At 61.8% G+C, this 15,546-nt stretch carries 19 protein-coding genes; 14 read left to right on the plus strand and 5 right to left on the minus strand.

All coding sequences use genetic code 11. From position 1 onward, the window contains the following. Window positions 1-391: 391 nt before the first annotated feature. The 12 genes from R6Y96_RS05060 to R6Y96_RS05115 all read left to right on the plus strand — a co-directional run bounded on the left by R6Y96_RS05060 (window position 392) and on the right by R6Y96_RS05115 (window position 7,461). Complete coding sequence (locus tag R6Y96_RS05060; protein WP_318622431.1) at window positions 392-1,795, plus strand: NAD(P)H-hydrate dehydratase; 1,404 nt, start codon at window positions 392-394, stop codon at window positions 1,793-1,795. 58 nt (window positions 1,796-1,853) lie between these two features. Beyond that, window positions 1,854-2,348, plus strand: a complete 495-nt coding sequence (gene moaC / locus R6Y96_RS05065) for a cyclic pyranopterin monophosphate synthase MoaC (RefSeq protein ID WP_214022755.1) — start codon at window positions 1,854-1,856, stop codon at window positions 2,346-2,348. A 301-nt stretch (window positions 2,349-2,649) separates the two neighbouring features. Continuing rightward, window positions 2,650-3,240 (plus strand): 50S ribosomal protein L15e, encoded by a 591-nt coding sequence (locus tag R6Y96_RS05070; RefSeq protein WP_318622432.1) that lies wholly within the window; start codon window positions 2,650-2,652, stop codon window positions 3,238-3,240. 19 nt (window positions 3,241-3,259) lie between these two features. Beyond that, entirely contained in the window at window positions 3,260-3,907 is a 648-nt protein-coding gene (locus R6Y96_RS05075; RefSeq protein WP_318622433.1) for an RNase P subunit p30 family protein, read from the plus strand. Further along, window positions 3,904-4,386, plus strand: coding sequence for an Rpp14/Pop5 family protein (locus R6Y96_RS05080; RefSeq protein WP_318622434.1), 483 nt, complete (start codon window positions 3,904-3,906; stop codon window positions 4,384-4,386). The genes R6Y96_RS05075 and R6Y96_RS05080 overlap by 4 nt, the downstream gene beginning before the upstream one ends. Further along, entirely contained in the window at window positions 4,386-5,123 is a 738-nt protein-coding gene (gene psmA / locus R6Y96_RS05085; RefSeq protein WP_318622435.1) for an archaeal proteasome endopeptidase complex subunit alpha, read from the plus strand. Before R6Y96_RS05080 ends, psmA begins: the two co-directional genes overlap by 1 nt. After that, window positions 5,120-5,824 (plus strand): ribosome assembly factor SBDS, encoded by a 705-nt coding sequence (locus tag R6Y96_RS05090; protein ID WP_318622436.1) that lies wholly within the window; start codon window positions 5,120-5,122, stop codon window positions 5,822-5,824. Before psmA ends, R6Y96_RS05090 begins: the two co-directional genes overlap by 4 nt. Before the next feature lie 56 nt (window positions 5,825-5,880). After that, entirely contained in the window at window positions 5,881-6,171 is a 291-nt protein-coding gene (locus tag R6Y96_RS05095) for a 50S ribosomal protein L37ae (RefSeq protein WP_318622437.1), read from the plus strand. Window positions 6,172-6,177: 6 nt separating this feature from the next. Then, a complete protein-coding gene (locus R6Y96_RS05100) occupies window positions 6,178-6,309 on the plus strand; it encodes a DNA-directed RNA polymerase subunit P (RefSeq protein WP_214022658.1) in 132 nt (43 codons plus the stop codon). Continuing rightward, window positions 6,306-6,713: a Brix domain-containing protein gene (locus tag R6Y96_RS05105; RefSeq protein ID WP_318622438.1), complete on the plus strand. Its 408-nt coding sequence runs from the start codon at window positions 6,306-6,308 to the stop codon at window positions 6,711-6,713. The genes R6Y96_RS05100 and R6Y96_RS05105 overlap by 4 nt, the downstream gene beginning before the upstream one ends. Continuing rightward, window positions 6,710-6,985 (plus strand): KEOPS complex subunit Pcc1, encoded by a 276-nt coding sequence (locus tag R6Y96_RS05110; protein ID WP_318622439.1) that lies wholly within the window; start codon window positions 6,710-6,712, stop codon window positions 6,983-6,985. The genes R6Y96_RS05105 and R6Y96_RS05110 overlap by 4 nt, the downstream gene beginning before the upstream one ends. A gap of 110 nt (window positions 6,986-7,095) precedes the next feature. Further along, on the plus strand, window positions 7,096-7,461 hold the full coding sequence (locus R6Y96_RS05115; protein WP_318622440.1) for a prefoldin subunit beta: 366 nt from the start codon (window positions 7,096-7,098) through the stop codon (window positions 7,459-7,461). Window positions 7,462-7,754: 293 nt separating this feature from the next. On the opposite strand, the gene R6Y96_RS05120 is transcribed toward R6Y96_RS05115, so the two are convergent. Together R6Y96_RS05120 and R6Y96_RS05125 are read right to left on the minus strand one after the other, a co-directional pair. Next, the gene (locus tag R6Y96_RS05120) at window positions 7,755-9,299 is read right to left on the minus strand and encodes a 2-isopropylmalate synthase (protein ID WP_318622488.1); all 1,545 of its coding nucleotides are present in this window, start codon (window positions 9,297-9,299) and stop codon (window positions 7,755-7,757) included. A 913-nt stretch (window positions 9,300-10,212) separates the two neighbouring features. Continuing rightward, a complete protein-coding gene (locus R6Y96_RS05125; protein ID WP_318622441.1) occupies window positions 10,213-10,581 on the minus strand; it encodes a winged helix-turn-helix transcriptional regulator in 369 nt (122 codons plus the stop codon). A 133-nt stretch (window positions 10,582-10,714) separates the two neighbouring features. Here R6Y96_RS05125 and R6Y96_RS05130 point away from each other — a divergent pair, with 133 nt between their 5' ends. Then, window positions 10,715-11,278 (plus strand): flavin reductase family protein, encoded by a 564-nt coding sequence (locus tag R6Y96_RS05130; protein WP_318622442.1) that lies wholly within the window; start codon window positions 10,715-10,717, stop codon window positions 11,276-11,278. Window positions 11,279-11,313: 35 nt separating this feature from the next. On the opposite strand, the gene R6Y96_RS05135 is transcribed toward R6Y96_RS05130, so the two are convergent. Both R6Y96_RS05135 and R6Y96_RS05140 read right to left on the minus strand, forming a co-directional pair. Continuing rightward, the gene (locus tag R6Y96_RS05135) at window positions 11,314-12,600 is read right to left on the minus strand and encodes a condensation domain-containing protein (RefSeq protein WP_318622443.1); all 1,287 of its coding nucleotides are present in this window, start codon (window positions 12,598-12,600) and stop codon (window positions 11,314-11,316) included. 68 nt (window positions 12,601-12,668) lie between these two features. Further along, the gene (locus R6Y96_RS05140; RefSeq protein WP_318622444.1) at window positions 12,669-13,238 is read right to left on the minus strand and encodes a DNA-3-methyladenine glycosylase; all 570 of its coding nucleotides are present in this window, start codon (window positions 13,236-13,238) and stop codon (window positions 12,669-12,671) included. A gap of 385 nt (window positions 13,239-13,623) precedes the next feature. Between R6Y96_RS05140 and R6Y96_RS05145 the strand changes: the two genes are divergently transcribed. Next, a complete protein-coding gene (locus R6Y96_RS05145; RefSeq protein ID WP_318622445.1) occupies window positions 13,624-14,025 on the plus strand; it encodes a cupin domain-containing protein in 402 nt (133 codons plus the stop codon). A 343-nt stretch (window positions 14,026-14,368) separates the two neighbouring features. Here the strand turns inward: R6Y96_RS05145 and R6Y96_RS05150 are convergent, their stop codons facing one another. Beyond that, on the minus strand, window positions 14,369-15,415 hold the full coding sequence (locus R6Y96_RS05150) for a hypothetical protein (RefSeq protein ID WP_318622446.1): 1,047 nt from the start codon (window positions 15,413-15,415) through the stop codon (window positions 14,369-14,371). Window positions 15,416-15,546: the final 131 nt, after the last annotated feature.

Below are 15,546 nucleotides of genomic sequence, written 5' to 3' on the forward strand. Positions count from 1 at the left end.
TTTCACCGAAAACGTCTTTTCCTGCGAATAGGCGAGCCACCCCCACCTCCCGGCCGCTCCGCGGCCTCCTCCCGCCCCCTCGAGAGGGGGCGGGCAGTGTGGGGCGATTTGACCCTGGATAGCCGTGCACATGGGGAGTGGAGTGGAATTAGCAGGAAGGTTCTCGCCTGAAACCGGGTGGGTGGATGCACTCAGTTGCACCGTATCGATGGGGAATCGCCCCGCGAGGTGGGGCTGACGGGAGATCCCCCTCCCCTGTCTCCTGTCTCAGCCGTTGAACGGTGTTCATAGACCACCCTCACATTCCTCCCCGGAGACCGGACTCAAAAGGTATCTAAGAGAGAAACGCATAGCACCGATGGGTGCATGGTTTCCCGGAGGAGAGCGTTGGATGACCACAAAGGATATGCGTGAGTTTCTGGAGACCGGCGTTATCGACGCCGGGCGTATGCGTGCCGTCGAGGAGAACGCCATAGCGCTTGGCCTGCCGTCGCTTGTGATGATGGAGAGCGCCGGCCGGGCGGTTGCTGCCGCCGTGCAGTCTTTCAGCCCTTCCCGCGTCCTTCTGCTCTGCGGGAGGGGGAACAACGGCGGCGACGGTATGGCGGCGGCACGCTGCCTCCAGCACCTCGACGCCGTCGACGTTGTCTACCCGGACTGCGGTTCGATTACACCCTCAACCGCCGCGGAACTCGGCCTGCTCAGGCACTGCTCTGTCGCTCTCCACCCGATCAGGTGCGCTGCCGAGGTCGATGGGATCTCGCACCTTTTTGATAGGGCAGATATCATCGTCGATGCGATGCTCGGCACAGGCGCCTCCGGTGCGCCTCGCGAACCGCTTGCAACCCTGGTTGCCCGCGCGAACACGAGCGCTGCGCCGGTCATCGCCGTCGATATCCCCACCCCCGGTATACGGGCAAACCGGATCCTCTCGTTCCACCGCCCAAAGATCCAGGGCGCAGATCTCGTGGATATAGGAATCCCGCTTGAAGCCGAGGTCTACACCGGTCCCGGAGACCTCACGCTCCTTCCGAGAAGAGACGAGAATGCCCACAAGGGCGCCGGCGGCGAGGTTCTCGTCATCGGCGGCGGCCCCTACCAGGGTGCGCCGTATATCGCGGCGCTCGGGGCGCTGCGTGCCGGCGCGGATATCGTGCGGGTCGCCTCCCCCGCCTGCATCCCGATCCCCGACCTGATCCACGAGCGCCTGGATGGCGACCTGATCACCCCTGACCACCTGGAGACCATCCTCCGACTCGTGGAGAGGGCCGATGTCGTCGTCTGCGGTATGGGGCTTGGGGGGGCGAGCCACGAGGTCGTCCTTGGCGTTTCGGAGGCGGCAGGGCGCGCGGTCTTTGATGCCGACGCCCTCCGCCGACCGCTGCCAGCGGCGAAAGAGACCATCTACACCCCCCATGCCGGTGAGTTTGCCCGGATGACCGGGACGGAACCCCCTGCGGAGGTTGCGGCCCGTGGCCGGTGTGTGAGGGCCGCCGCTGCAACCGGGACGGTCCTCCTCAAGGGCCCGGTCGACGTGATATCCGATGGCTCCCGTGTCCGTTTCAACCGGACCGGCACCCCTGCCATGACCACCGGCGGGACGGGCGACCTGCTTGCCGGGGTTGCGGGCGCGCTGTTCTGCCACCTCCCGGCCTTCGAGTCGGCCTGCATCGCCGCATACGTGAACGGCAGGGCGGGGATGCGGGCGGCGGAAGAGAGGGGGAACGGCATCCTTGCCACCGATATACTGGACTTTATCCCGCAGGAGGTCTTCCTCCGCCGCCCGCCGGATTGAGACTGCAGGCAGCGTCCACATTTATCCCCGGCAGGTGCAAAGATCTCCTCTGATGGATATGAACGAGTCCGGCGAAGACGGCAGGGCGCCGGTCTTCACCCACATCGAGAACGACCGCGCACAGATGGTGGACATCTCGGCAAAGACCGAGGTTGCCCGCGAGGCGGTTGCAAGCGGCCGGATCTACCTCCGGGCTGAGACACTCAGGGCAATCAGGGAGGGGACCACGGTCAAGGGCAACGTTCTTGCAACCGCACGGGTTGCGGCCACCCTGGCGGTGAAGGAGACGCCGCGCATAATCCCGATGTGCCACCCAATACCGCTTGCAGGGGTCACCATAGATTTTGAGGAGGGCGATGGTTGCCTGGAGGCCACCGCCCGCGTGAAGTCTTTCGGGAGGACCGGCGTCGAGATGGAGGCGCTCACCGGCGTCTCTGTCGCCCTGCTCACGGTCTGGGATATGGTTAAATCGGCCGAGAAGGACGAGAACGGTCAGTACCCGGTCACCCGGATCGATGCCATCCGCGTTCTGGAGAAGAAAAAGGGAGGGTGAGCGGGGCCGATCAGATCGCTTCTTTTGAAACACCCCCGCCTCAGAGGGGGCGGGCAAGTGTCTCTGGCGATTGGCCCGGGGGCCCGTGTCCGGGGACGGAGCCGGATCTTTCAGGAGTGTCAGGTGAGACCGCGAAGGGACTGCCAGATCCCCGGACGCGGTATCTATGGGGAATCGCCCCCCCCGTGAGGAGGGGGAGACGGAATCCTTTATCAGCGCCCCCGTCGATCTATATGGAGCCAACGGGATACGTCCCGGAAAGGAATGTGGCGGAAACGCTGAACCTGAGGTGATTGAGAGCATGGCAAAATCGATGTATGCCTACGTACGTGAGGCCTGGAAACAGCCTGACACGTCCGAGGTGAAAGACCTCCTCTGGGAGCGTCTCCAGGTCTGGCGGCGCAAGGGGAGTGTCGTGCGCGTTGAGCGCCCCACAAGGATCGACCGCGCCCGTTCGCTTGGCTACAAGGCCAAGCAGGGCATAATCGTCGTGCGGGTCAAGATCCGCCGCGGCGGCCGGAGGAAGCCCCGTTACGTTCGCGGCCGCAGAACAGCGCGCATGGGTATGCGCCGGATGACCCCGGCAAAGAGCCTCCAGCGCATGGCCGAGGAGCGTGCATCCCGCAGGTACCCGAACATGGAGGCCCTGAACTCCTACTGGGTCGGGGAGGACGGGCGCCACAAGTGGTTTGAGGTGATCCTGGTCGATGGCCACCACCCTGCCATCCAGAGCGACCGGAACCTCTCCTGGCTGGCCGACCCCGTTCACCGGGGCCGGGCGGAGCGCGGCAAGACCTCCGCCGGCGTGAAGGGGCGCGGGATGCGGAAACGCGGGAGCGGAACCGAGAAGACTCGGCCCAGCGTCCGGTCGCATGCAAACCGCGGCAAATAAACACTTTTTTTAAACGACGATGAAGATCACAGATGCCTGTATATTCCCCTATCCTGACGGCGACTCCACGGTTTCGCGGATGGCGATCGAGGCGGGAGAACTCGGGTTCGATAGCCTCGTCGCCATAGGGGATGCCGGGCATCGGTTGTCCTGCGCCGTTGAGATCCTCCAGGGCGCTATCATCACCGCCCGGTCCGTAAAAGAGGTTCTGCGCGACCTGCGCGACCCCGCCGTCCGGCGCGCCGATCTGGTCTGCGTCGATGCCGGAGATCTCTCGTTCAACCGCGCTCTTGCAAGCACCAAGGATGTGAACGTCATCAGTAAGATCCATGCCACCCGGCAGAACGCCTTTGACCACGTCGCCGCACGGACGGCGGCGGAGAGGGGCGTGGCGGTGGAGATCTCTATTGCCCCCCTGATCCACCTCCGCGGGGCTAAACGCCAGCAGGCGCTGAACCGGTATGCGGATATCCTCGCGCTGCACCGGCGTTACGGGTTTATGCTCACCATATCGAGCGCCGCCAGTTCGATACTCGACCAGCGTTCGGTTCGAGAGATCCGGGGGCTCTGCGGGCTCTTCGGCATGACCGGGGCCGAGGTGAACGAGGCTCTATCGTCTGTGGGCCGGATGATCGAGCACTCCAGTCCCCCCGGGGGGGTCAGATGAGGCCCAGGCCGCCGACGATGCGGACGAAACGGCGCTACATACTGGCAAGGATCCTTCCATACGGTGCAGCAGTTGACCCGAAACAACTCTACCTCTCCGTCATCGAGGCCGCGGCATCCCTCCTCGGCGATGCGGCCGTCGGTCTCGCCCAGCCCGCCGTCGTCTACTGCGATGCGGGGTATGTCGTCATCCGGTGCCGGCGCGGGGCTGAGAGGGAGATCGCCGCAGCGCTTGCAACAGTCACCGCGGTCGGCGATGACCGGGTTTCGCTCCGGACGGTCGCCACATCCGGGACAATCCGTGCGCTGCGGCGCCGGATGAGACCGATCCGGCCCATTCCTGAGGATGGGGAGATTATGATAGGCGAGAGGGCTTATGCTGTCTGCCGGTATCCGGGTCAAAAGGTTGATTTGATTGAAAAGGGTATTAAGCATCAGAAAAGATTCTTTTTCAGCGAACTCGATTTGGAGGAACGATAATGCAACCACAATATCAGATGGGATACGACCGGGCTATCACGGTCTTCAGCCCCGATGGAAGACTCTATCAGGTTGAGTATGCAAGGGAAGCGGTAAAACGCGGCACGACGGCCGTTGGGCTCAAGTGCAGCGAGGGTGTCGTGCTGATAGTCGACAAAAGGGTGACATCCCGCCTCCTTGAACCGGCCTCCATCGAGAAGATCTTCAAGATCGATGCGCACATAGGTGTGGCCTCCTCCGGTCTTGTGGGGGATGCACGCTCCCTCGTGGACAGGGCGCGGGTCGAGGCCCAGATCAACAGGGTCTCCTACAACGAGCCCATCGATGTCGAGACACTGGCCAAGAAACTCTGCGACCATATGCAGATCTATACCCAGTTCGGCGGTGCGCGTCCCTACGGCACGGCGCTCCTGATCGCCGGGATCAGCGACGGTAAGGGCAGACTCTTTGAGACCGACCCGAGCGGCACGCTGCTCGAGTACAGGGCAACCGGGATCGGGACAGGTCGGCCGGCGGTCATGCAGGTCTTTGAGGAGGAGTATCGTGAGGATGCGACCTTCTCGGAGGCGATCGCTCTCGGCATCAAGGCGCTCCATGCAGCGACCGAGGGGAAACTGGACGTGAGCGCAATCGAGATCGGTGTTGTCTCCATCGAGACGGGGGGGTTCCGGAAGATGGAGAGGGATGAGATCCAGTCCTACGTTGATAAGTTTGAGGAGAGCGTGCCATCAGAATGATCCCGCTTGACCGTGCGGTTGTGGCGAGGTTCGAGAGTCACGGGGAACGGTTTGAGGTGCTGGTCGACCCCGACCAGGCGATGCGCATCCGGCAGGGGGAAGCGATAGACCTTGAGGACGTCGTTGCGGCCGACTCCGTCTTCTCGAACGCCGCTCATGGTGAGAGGGCCTCGGACGAGGCTCTCATGAAGGTCTTCAAGACGACCGAGTTTGAAGAGATTGCGCCGAAGATCATCCAGAAGGGCGAGATCCATCTGACGGCAGAGCAGCGGCGCCATATCATCGCGGACAAACGGAACCGGGTCATAACGTTCATAGCAAGGAACGCTATCAACCCGCAATCGGGCTACCCCCACCCCCCGCAGCGGATCGAGCTCGCGATGGAGGAGGCGAAGGTGAACATCGATCCCTTCAAGTCGGTCGAGGAGCAGGTGAAGGAGGTTGTCAAGGCCCTCCGCCCGATCCTTCCCATCAGGTTTGAGGAGATCCGGATCGCCGTCAGGTTCCCGCCGGAACATGCTGCAAGGGCTTACGGGGAACTCCAGGCCGCAGCAGCGATCGAGCAGAACGAGTGGCAGAAGGACGGTTCCTGGATCGCGGTGGTCAGGATTCCGGCCGGTATCCAGGAGGAGTTCTACAACCTGGTGAACAAGATCTCGAGAGGGAGCGCCGAGACCAAGATCGTCGGGCGTGTATCGTGAGTAACTAATATTAGTCGAGACCACAGAAGTTAGAGGACATACAAGAGGTAGGCGAAATGGCAGGCCGCAAGCAGAGTGCAAAAGGCAGGGTTGTCGGGAGTTCCGGTCGATACGGCCCCAGGTACGGCAGGTTTATCAGGAAGAGAGTGAACCAGATCGAGCATATCTCCCGCGCGGCTCACGTCTGTCCCCGCTGTGACCTGGAAGCGGTCAGGCGTGTGGGGACGGGGATCTGGGAGTGCCGCAAGTGCGGGTTCAAGTTCGCAGGCGGGAGTTACGTCCCGCAGACGCCGGCTATGCGTGTCGCTGCGCGGAGCATCGAGCGTTCGCTGCAGAAGGAGGGTTAACCGGCCGTGGCTGCCTATAAGTGCGCTAGGTGTAAGCAGAAGGTTGAGATAGACATCAATATACGCTGTCCCTACTGTGGGCACCGCATCCTCTTCAAGGAGCGCGGGGCCGCGATAAAAGACCTGAAGGCTCGATGACGGTCGTCACGACGTCGCGCAAACCGGTTCCGGAGGTGCGGTCACTCGCACGGGATCTTGCGTTTGCGATCGGCGCCGAATACGCCACCCGCGGGAAGATGGGCATGGGCGACCTCCTGTCGTCCCACGATGGGCCGGTTCTGATCGTCTCGAGGTCAGGTCAATCTTTTCTTATTCAGGTCTTTTCAGGGGGTGAGGCGGTTGCCGGGATCCGTGTTCTCTCGTTTGCGGTCGAGGAGCGGGAGGGTGCGATCTCCCGCGGCCTTGCGGTATCTGACCGCGCCCTCGCCAGTGCGCTGGAGGGTCTGGTCGATATGGTCTTTTTTGTGGACGCGCTCCCGGAAGACCGGATCGTGTTTGACGGGCGGCAGCGGCGGCGCTATACCCTGAGGGTGGCGCCATGAGGCATTCGGCGGTATTCCGGTTTACGGCTCCTGGTGCCCGTGCAATCTATCTCTCCGTCTGCCAGGAGGAGGGGGATGTGGGTGAGCGTTCGTCTGCGAGGGTCAGGCTTGAGGATGAGGAGACCCTTATCCTGGAGGTGAGCGCTGCGGATATACCGGCGCTTCGTGCGGCCCTTAACACCTGGCTCCGGCTGATCAATATAGCGGTTGAGGTGCGGGAGGCTGCTCTCTCCCGGGGCGGGAGCGCCCTCCCGCCTGAACCCTACATTTAATTGTATTCGCGGCCTTATGTTGTAGAGAAAGGCGGCCAGGGAGGGTGAGACCTTCTCTGCCGCTCCAGATACTGTTATCGATCTTCGTCGTATCCAAGGAGGAGATGAATATGGAGAACATACCGCAAAAATTGCAGAACCAGCTGGTGATGCTTCAGCAGATGCAGCAGCAGCTGCAGACCGTGATCACGCAGAAGGCGCAGTATGACATGATGATCCGCGAGGCCAGGCGCGCGCTCGAGGACCTGGCCGATGTCCCGGAGGATGCAGTGGTCTTCATGAACGTCGGCAGCGTCATGATGCAGAAGAGCAAGGAGAAGGTGGTTGCAGCCATAAACGAGCGCATCGAGACGCTCGAACTCCGGCTCAGGTCGCTTGAGAAGCAGGAGAAGGCGCTGCAGCAGAGGTACGAGCAGCTCTCGTCCCAGGTTCGGGATGCGCTGGAAGGAAAACAGAAGACGCCGGGCCCGGTCTGAGCCCCATCCCGAAAAAGCTCCATTTTTCCGGCATAAATCGCTCTTTTCTCTCGTTCGTTCTTCTGCACCGCCGCCTATGCGCTGGCCCGGCCGCAGGGGATGGGGGATGTTTCCATCCCCCTCCCCCACGGGGGGCGATTTCCCATGGATACGGTTTTTCCGCGGCTATCGCTGAACCCTCCATGGGAACCCTGTTTCCCCCGTGGCACGGCCATCGGGTTAATCGCTTCCGGCTCCTCAACGGTCTCTGAAAAAAGGGTTTGTGGAATGAGGAAAGGTGAGAAGGCTCTCTCTCACGCTTTCTGGTTCAGGTCGTGTTTGCGCATCCTGCATACCAGGTTGATCGCATTGACCACCGCCTCTACGGAGGCCAGGACGATGTCATCGTTTGCGGCGCTGGCGTCAAAGACCCGGCCCTTCTCGTCCTCGACGGCGATCGTGACGTGCCCGATTGCATCGGTGCCCCCGGAGATCGCCTCGATGTTGAACTCCTTCAACAGGATGGGGGCCGGCATGATCCCGAGAATCGCTTTCACGGCCGCGTCCACAGGACCGTTGCCGACGTTCGAGAAGATGTGCTCTTTCCCGTCAACGAGCGCCCTGACGCTTGCAGTCGGGATCACATGGTTCCCGGTCATGATCGCGACGTCCTGGAGTTCCAGGGTCTTCTCGTCGGGTGCAAGGTGCATGACGCTCTCCGCGATCTCGTAGAGGTCTGCATCCGTCATCCGTTTGCCCTTCCCGGCAATTGCCTTCACCCGCTGGACGATCTCGTCGAGCTGAGCATCGGTTGGCTCGATCTGCACCTCAATCAGCATCTGTCTGATGGCATGTTTCCCGGCGTGTTTCCCGAGTTTGAGCCTGCGCCGGTGGCCGACCATCTCCGGTGTCATGATCCCGGGCTCAAACGTGTCTGAGCGCGTGATAACGCCGTGGGAGTGGATCCCGCTCTCGTGGGCGAAGGCGTTCTCGCCTACGATCGGCTGCGTTGGCGGGATGCTGATCCCGGAGTAGCGCGATACAAGCCTTGAGGTCTCGACCAGGCCCGTCGTCCGGATGCCGGTATCGATCCCATAGATGGAGGTGAGGGCCATCACCGTCTGCGCAAGGTCGGCGTTCCCCGCCCGTTCTCCGAGACCGTTCACCGTCACCTGGACCTGCGACGCCCCGGCCTCGACCGCCGCCAGGGTGTTTGCCACGGCAAGCCCGAAGTCGTTGTGGCAGTGGACGTCGAGCGGGCAGTTCACCTCGCTCTCGATCCTCTCGATGAGGCGTTTCATCGCGCCCGGCGTGATCACCCCGACGGTGTCCGGGATGTTGATGATCGTGGCTCCAGCATCCATCGCGGCGCGGCAGACCCGGATCAGGTAGTCCCAGTCGGTCCTGGTGGCATCCATCGGGGAGAACATGCACTGGTCGACGTGGTCACGTGCATACGTGATGATCTCGTTGACCGTATCGAGCACCTGCTCGCGTGTCTTGCGGATGGTGTACTCCCTCTGGACGTCGGATGTCGGTATGAATACATGAACCATATCGACACCGCAGTCGATGCACGCATCCACATCGGATGTGAGCGACCGCGCCAGTCCGCAGACCTGTGACGAGAGGCCCAGACCCACGACGGCTTTGACGCTCTGGCGTTCGGTCTCCGAGGACGCGGGGAAACCTGCCTCGATGACGTGTACTCCTATTTTTGAGAGCTGTTCGGCAATAGCGAGCTTCTCTTCGAGCGTGAACGAGATGCCCGGTGTCTGTTCACCGTCGCGCAGCGTGGTGTCGAAAACAGTTACATTCTTTTTCGCATGGCTATCGGTGAAGAAGGCAGTACGCTTCAGCGTTTCCAGGTGCTTCAGCGTTTGTAGGTTTCATACCTACTCGTTATCAGCGAAGGTATATAAAGTATTTGGGCAACCCGCCGGCGGCCGAGAGGGCGGCCATCAAAGATTGGGCCGGTGAATCTCCATCGCCACAGACCGCGCTCTACCCCCAGGATATTTTTGCAAAGACAACATTCCGGGGAGAGATGGGGGGCGTTTCCACCCAAACGCCCAGGGGGCGATTCTCCATCGATACGGTGCAACGGAGTGCATCCCCTCACCCGGTTTCAGGCGAGAACCTCACCGAAGATCCTGTCTCTCCCCCTGTGGCACGGCTATCCGGTCAATCGCCCCACACTGCCCGCCTCATCTCGCAGGGGGGGTGGTCTATGAACACCGTTCAATCGGAGATGCAGGAGACAGGGGCGGGGAGAAGTCCCGTCCCCCTCCCCGTCAGCCCCTCCCCCATGGGGACGATTCCCCATTGATACACTGCCAGTGAATAGCATCCCCTCACCCGGTTTCAGGCGAGAACCTCACCGAAGATCCTGTCTCTCCCCCTGTGCACGGCTATCCGGTCAATCGCCAAACACTTGCCCGCCCCCTCTCGAGGGGGCGGGAGGAGGCCGCGGAGCGGGCGGGCGGTGGGGGTGGCTCGCCTATTCGCAGGAAAAGACGTTTTCGGTGAGATGCAGGAGACAGGGGAAGGGGCGTTCCATCCCCTCCCCGTCAGCCCCTCCCCCGTGGGGGGCGATTCTCCATCGATACACTGCCACGGGAGAGATCCTCCCTCTGCCGTCAACGTGAACACCCTTGACTGAAATCCTGTTCCACTCCCCTGACACGGCTATCGTGCCAATCGCCCCACACTGCCCGCCCTCACAGGTGCCGGGCCGCAGCGGAACCTCAAGATCATTGGTTTGATGGCCACTCAACTTCTCCCTTCTTTTGCGCACCGGCACGTGCCCTCATCGTCGATACCGAGATACTCAAGGCCCCAGGCACAGAGTGCTTCCATCACCGGTACCAGCGTCCTTCCAAACCCGGTGATGGCATACTCCACCCGTGGCGGCACCTCCGGGTAGACCGTCCGCATAACAAGACCGTCCCCCTCGAGTTCCCGGAGCTGTTTTGTGAGCATCTTTGCGTTGACCCCCGGCAGTTCGCGCTGCAGCTCGGAGAACCGTTTGATACCGCCGCAGAGGTGCCATAGTATCAGCGGCTTCCACTTCCCCCCGATTACATCGAGCGCCGCCTCGATGGGGCAGTGGAAGGTCTTGCCGTTCTTCGTGTAGGCCATAGTTACACCAATGAAAGTATCTTACTAAAATATGCGTATATCCTATATATCCCCAAAGGATCTATTTTACCATAACACAGCGTCCGTCAGCGCCCCCATCGCGGCTGGCGGACCGCCGTGCGAGGTGATAACCATGGAGAAGAGAGAGATCAACGGAAACTTTGCCCTCCCGATGCCTATCGTGCTCATCGGGGCAGAGGTTGGCGGAAAGGTGAACTTCATGCCCGCAGGCTGGTGCACGCAGGTGAACGGAAACCCGCCGATGATCCTCTGCGCACTCGCAAGGAACCATCATACAACAAAGGGGATCCTGGAGACCGGGGCGTTCTCGGTGAACGTCCCCTCGCCGGCCCTCCTGGATAAGACCGACTACTGCGGGCTCGTCTCCGGAGCGGAGGTCGATAAATCGGGATTATTTGAGGTCTTCTACGGGAAACTCAAGAAAGCACCCATGATCCGGGACTGCCCGGTCAACTTCGAGTGCCGGGTCTTCCAGACCGTTCCGCTGCCCAGCCACACGGCCTTCATCGGCGAGATCGTGACGGCGTATGCCGATGAAGCGGTGACAGTTGATGGGAAACCCGACTACGTGGCCATCAACCCGCTCGTCCTGACCATGGCCGACAACGCTTACCACGGCCTCGGCGAGGCCGTCGGGAACGCCTGGAGCGCCGGGAAAGCCCTTATCCAGAAGTGAACCCTGGAGGCGACAGGCCCCTTACAACCGCCGCCTCACGGCAGGCAGCCGTCCACGTAGCCCAGGAACCGCTCCACCACCGCCGTCGAGTAGGGTCCATCCTCGTAGGCGCTGGCCAGGGTCAGGCGGTCGCGGAAGGTGGATGCTATCATCAGGAACCCGTAGGGCCAGCAGACACAGGGGAGGTACCGGATATCCAGGATATCCAGGTCTTCACCCCCCTTCCCCGGGACGGGGAGGAACTCACCCGGGTCAAAGACCCCGAGATTGGAGAAGACCGGGTTCTTGAGCCCGGAGGCGGTGTAGCGCTCGATCATATCATCGAAGAACTCCAGCACCGCCGGCATCCCGCGGGCGATGATCCCCTCGTAGAAGAGGATTGCCGCAAGCCCGAGGTGCCCGGCCTTGCGGCGTGTCGTTATCGCCGCAACGTCACCTATTATATCCTCAAGCCCCGCCCCCTCGGTGAGGGTGATCTCGTATGCGGCAGAGAGGTTCGCAATGGGGCAGTCGTCGTAGAGCCCCGGGTACCTCCGCCGGAGGTCGACCGACGTCAGGATGGAGCGGGGCGAGCCTATGTCGGAGGGGTCGTCCCGGATCTTCCGGAAGGCCAGGAAGAACGCGGCGACGAGGACGTCGTTAACAGTGGCGCCGTGCTCCTTTCCAAACGCTTTTATGAGTTTGAGCCTTTCGGGCGCAAGCGTCCTGGACGCAACCCGCGGTCTTCCCCGGCCCGGGCGCTCGGCCGGGAAACTCCAGCGGTCGACGAAAGGCTCCTCCCCGGCAAGCGCCTCCCTCCTCTCCTCCCTGGTGTGAAGGTTGAGGATCCTCTTTATGCTCCGGTTGCAGGGGTTTCGCTCTGGCGGCCGGTGATCGCGGTTCTCCATGAGCCTGCGGTAGACCGAGAAGACGTCCCGCGCAATGGCAAGGGCGCCGCCGGCGTCGCAGAACCCGTGATGGCAGGTGACCGCGAGACGGTCGCCCTCGCCATCCCGGTACAGCCCGACCCGAACCTGCGGCCCCTTTCGGACGTCAAGCGGCGGCGGGGGCGTCGTGAGCGGCTGGCCGCCCTGCTCGATGAAGAACGCCCCGTTCCAGGACTCTTTCGGGGTCTCCTCCCAGACCGGCCGGCCTTCGACCTCCGTGTAGCGCGACCGCAGGTACGGATCGGATGCGATCAGCCTCATCGTCGCCTCCCGCATGACCTCTGCCTCGATCCCGCCGTCGAACGTGAAGACCACGTGCATCGTGGGGTCGTAGATCCGTTCGAAATAGACGTTGAAGACGTCGAAGGATGAGGCGGGATGGCGGGCCGGTGGCATGAACGTAAGTTATCTCTCTCCTGCGGGATAACTGCTTTTGTCGCGGAAGCGCTGTGCGGCTCCCGGTATCACCGGCGCGAGAGGTAGGGGTTTCCTTTCAGGTAGAACCTCAGGGGGAGGTCGGCCGCCTTCGTGATCCCGACCCGTGTCGTCTGGACGATCTCCTCCCTGCGGGCTGTTGGGGGGTAGATCCGGAGCGGGCCGCAAGAGAGCGAGGTTCCGTCAAGGTCGGTCGTTATACCGAGCGCCTCCGTCAGTTTTCCCGGGCCGTTTGCAAGCGAGATCAGGTCATCCCTTCCCCGCCGTGCCTGCATCAGGTCGATCCCTGCAACCGGTTCGAGCGCCCGGATCAGGACGGCCTCTCCTCTTCCTTCCGCGCCGGTCACGGCGTTGACACAGGTGTGGAGGCCGTAGATCCGGTAGACGTAAGCGTGGCCTGCCGGGCCGAACATCGCCCTGTTCCTCTCTGTCATCCCGCGGTAGGAGTGGGCCGCAGGGTCGTCCCGGAGGTAAGCCTCGACCTCGACGATCCTGCCGGCCGCCGCTCCGTCTTTATCCCGATTGATGAGCAGGCAGCCGAGCAGGTCACGGGCAACGGCCACGGTGTCGCGTTCGTAGAAAGACTGTGGAAGGCCCATGGTGCAAAGGTCTCTCCTCCGCGCCAGATAAGGTTTTGGCGGGATCACGACGCCAAAACACCCCCACCACCCGGCCGCTCCGCGGCCTCCTCCCGCCCCCTCGAGAGGGGGCGGCAAGTGTTTGGCGATTGACCGGATAGCCGTGCACATGGGGAGAGGCAGGATCTTTGGGGGGGTGTCAGGTGAGACCGCGAAGAGACTGCCAGATCCCCCGACACTGTATCGATGGGGAATCGCCCCTGGGGGGGACGGGACTTCTCCCCGCCCCTGTCTCCTGCATCTCACCGAAAACGTCTTTTCCTGCGAATAGGCGAGCACGGCTCAAAAGTTAAATATTAACAGTTCTATATACAGTTTGTCAATAACACTCGAAGGAGGTTCTGCGATGAAGAAGGGATTTGTAACGGATATCGAGACCGAGACGAAGAAGAACACCTACTTCCGCCGCGTCCTGTATACCGGGAACTACAGTCAGGTTGTGCTGATGTGCCTCAAGCCCGGCGAGGAGATCGGTGCGGAGGTGCACGAGGACGTCGACCAGTTCTTCCGGTTTGAGGAGGGGGAGGGTGTCGTCGTGATCGATGGTGTTGAGCACCCGGTCAGGGACGGCACCGCTGTGGTCGTGCCAAACGGCGCGAACCACAACGTGATCAACACCTCAAAGAAGGCTCCTCTAAAACTCTACACGATCTACTCACCGCCCGAGCACCGCGACGGGGTCATCCACCTGACTCGCCAGGAGGCCATGGCCGACAACGAGCACTTCGATGGAAAGACGACTGAATAAATACTTAAAAAACCAGCCTCTTTTTCCACGGGCTCAACTCCCAAAAAGCGATCAGCCTTCACTGGCCCCAGATGCATCATGTAGTTTTTTTGAAACCGTCTTCGCCGGGGAGGAATCTCTCCATCGATGCACTGCCGCGTCCCGGCGGACGCCTATCAAAACCCGCCTCCATCATCCGGCCTTATCCACGTCTTTTCAGCCGCTCGATCCTCTCTGCCGCACGGCGCCGGGCCTCCTCTGTAGCCTCGATACGGTGCCACGGGTAGGATGAGCACCTCCGCGGCTTGATGTTAACACCCTGCCGAAATCCTGTTCATCTCTCCTGGCACAATCATCCCACGCCTCACCGATTATGTCTCTTCCTGCCGCCGGGCGTCCCCCCGATCTTGATCTTCTGATCGCTCCCTGTGAGTATGCCCACCTTGCGCAGTTCGGCGACGATGCTTGAGGCCATGCGCCGGTCTATGGCGATCTCATACGTCATCAACTCTCCATCCTCATCGACCGTCTCCACCCGGAGAAGGCCCGAGAGGTCGTCCACCGAGATCCCCGGCTTCTGCCTCACCTCCTCGAGGAGTGTCGAGATGATGAACCCCTTCACCCTGAGGTTGTCCTCCAGGGCGGTCGCAGACTTGATATCCACGGTGGTGCCCTCCAGGGCGGTGAGCACCTCGTCCGGCTCGCAGGCAAAATGGATCGCGGGGTCGATAACAACCTGGTAGAGGGGATCGATCCAGTAGACGGCCTTTCTCTTCAGCCCGGCGTCCTCCGGGAGGTCGATATCGAGATCAGGCAGGTTATCGGTGGAGATCTCCAACACAACCTGCCCGGCGGGGGTCTCCCGGGTCAGCCGGTAGCCTTCAGGCGTCTCCTCTAAGATACCGTTTCTCATCAACACTGCGTGGAGCACGAAGAGGGGAGCGTCCGCCGGCAGGAGATCGTGGTCACCGAACAGGATCTCAAACAGCGCCGACTCATCCAGTTCTTCACCGGCATCTTTCTTCCCCTCTATCCATTCCCGGGCCTTGTCCGCCACCTTGCGGAACAGATCCTCCTGCGACCGCTTGAGGTCATCGTTGGTGTAGAGGATATCCCCCGGCTTATGCCCCTCCAGCAGCGCCGCTATCTGGTCGCGCTGGCGCCGGTACTTCTCCGCGCCCTCCAGGAACCACTGGGTGTCATCCGATAACTCTGGCGGCTCTTCCCCGCTCTGCGCGGCAGCCTCCTCGAACCAGGCTATCAGGTCATCGAGCGCTCCCTCCACCACATCATCGGCGTTGGCGATCCCCCGGACCTCTCTTCTGGCGCGGCAGCCCTTGCTCTTGAGAAAACTGATAAACTCCACTGCGTCAACCTCTTCACTGAAGGCGACGACCTCTTCGAGGATCATACCATAGGGTGGGCGCTGGTAGAATTAAAAAGGTTCTCACCTGGAGGTGGTGACCCACTCCCCGGCCGCTGCATCGGTGGAGGAATCACCCCCCTTGTCTCTGCACGCCGCTCTTCTCCCGGCGCGGAACC

This window comes from Methanoculleus receptaculi, assembly GCF_033472595.1.
Lineage (GTDB): Archaea > Halobacteriota > Methanomicrobia > Methanomicrobiales > Methanoculleaceae > Methanoculleus > Methanoculleus receptaculi.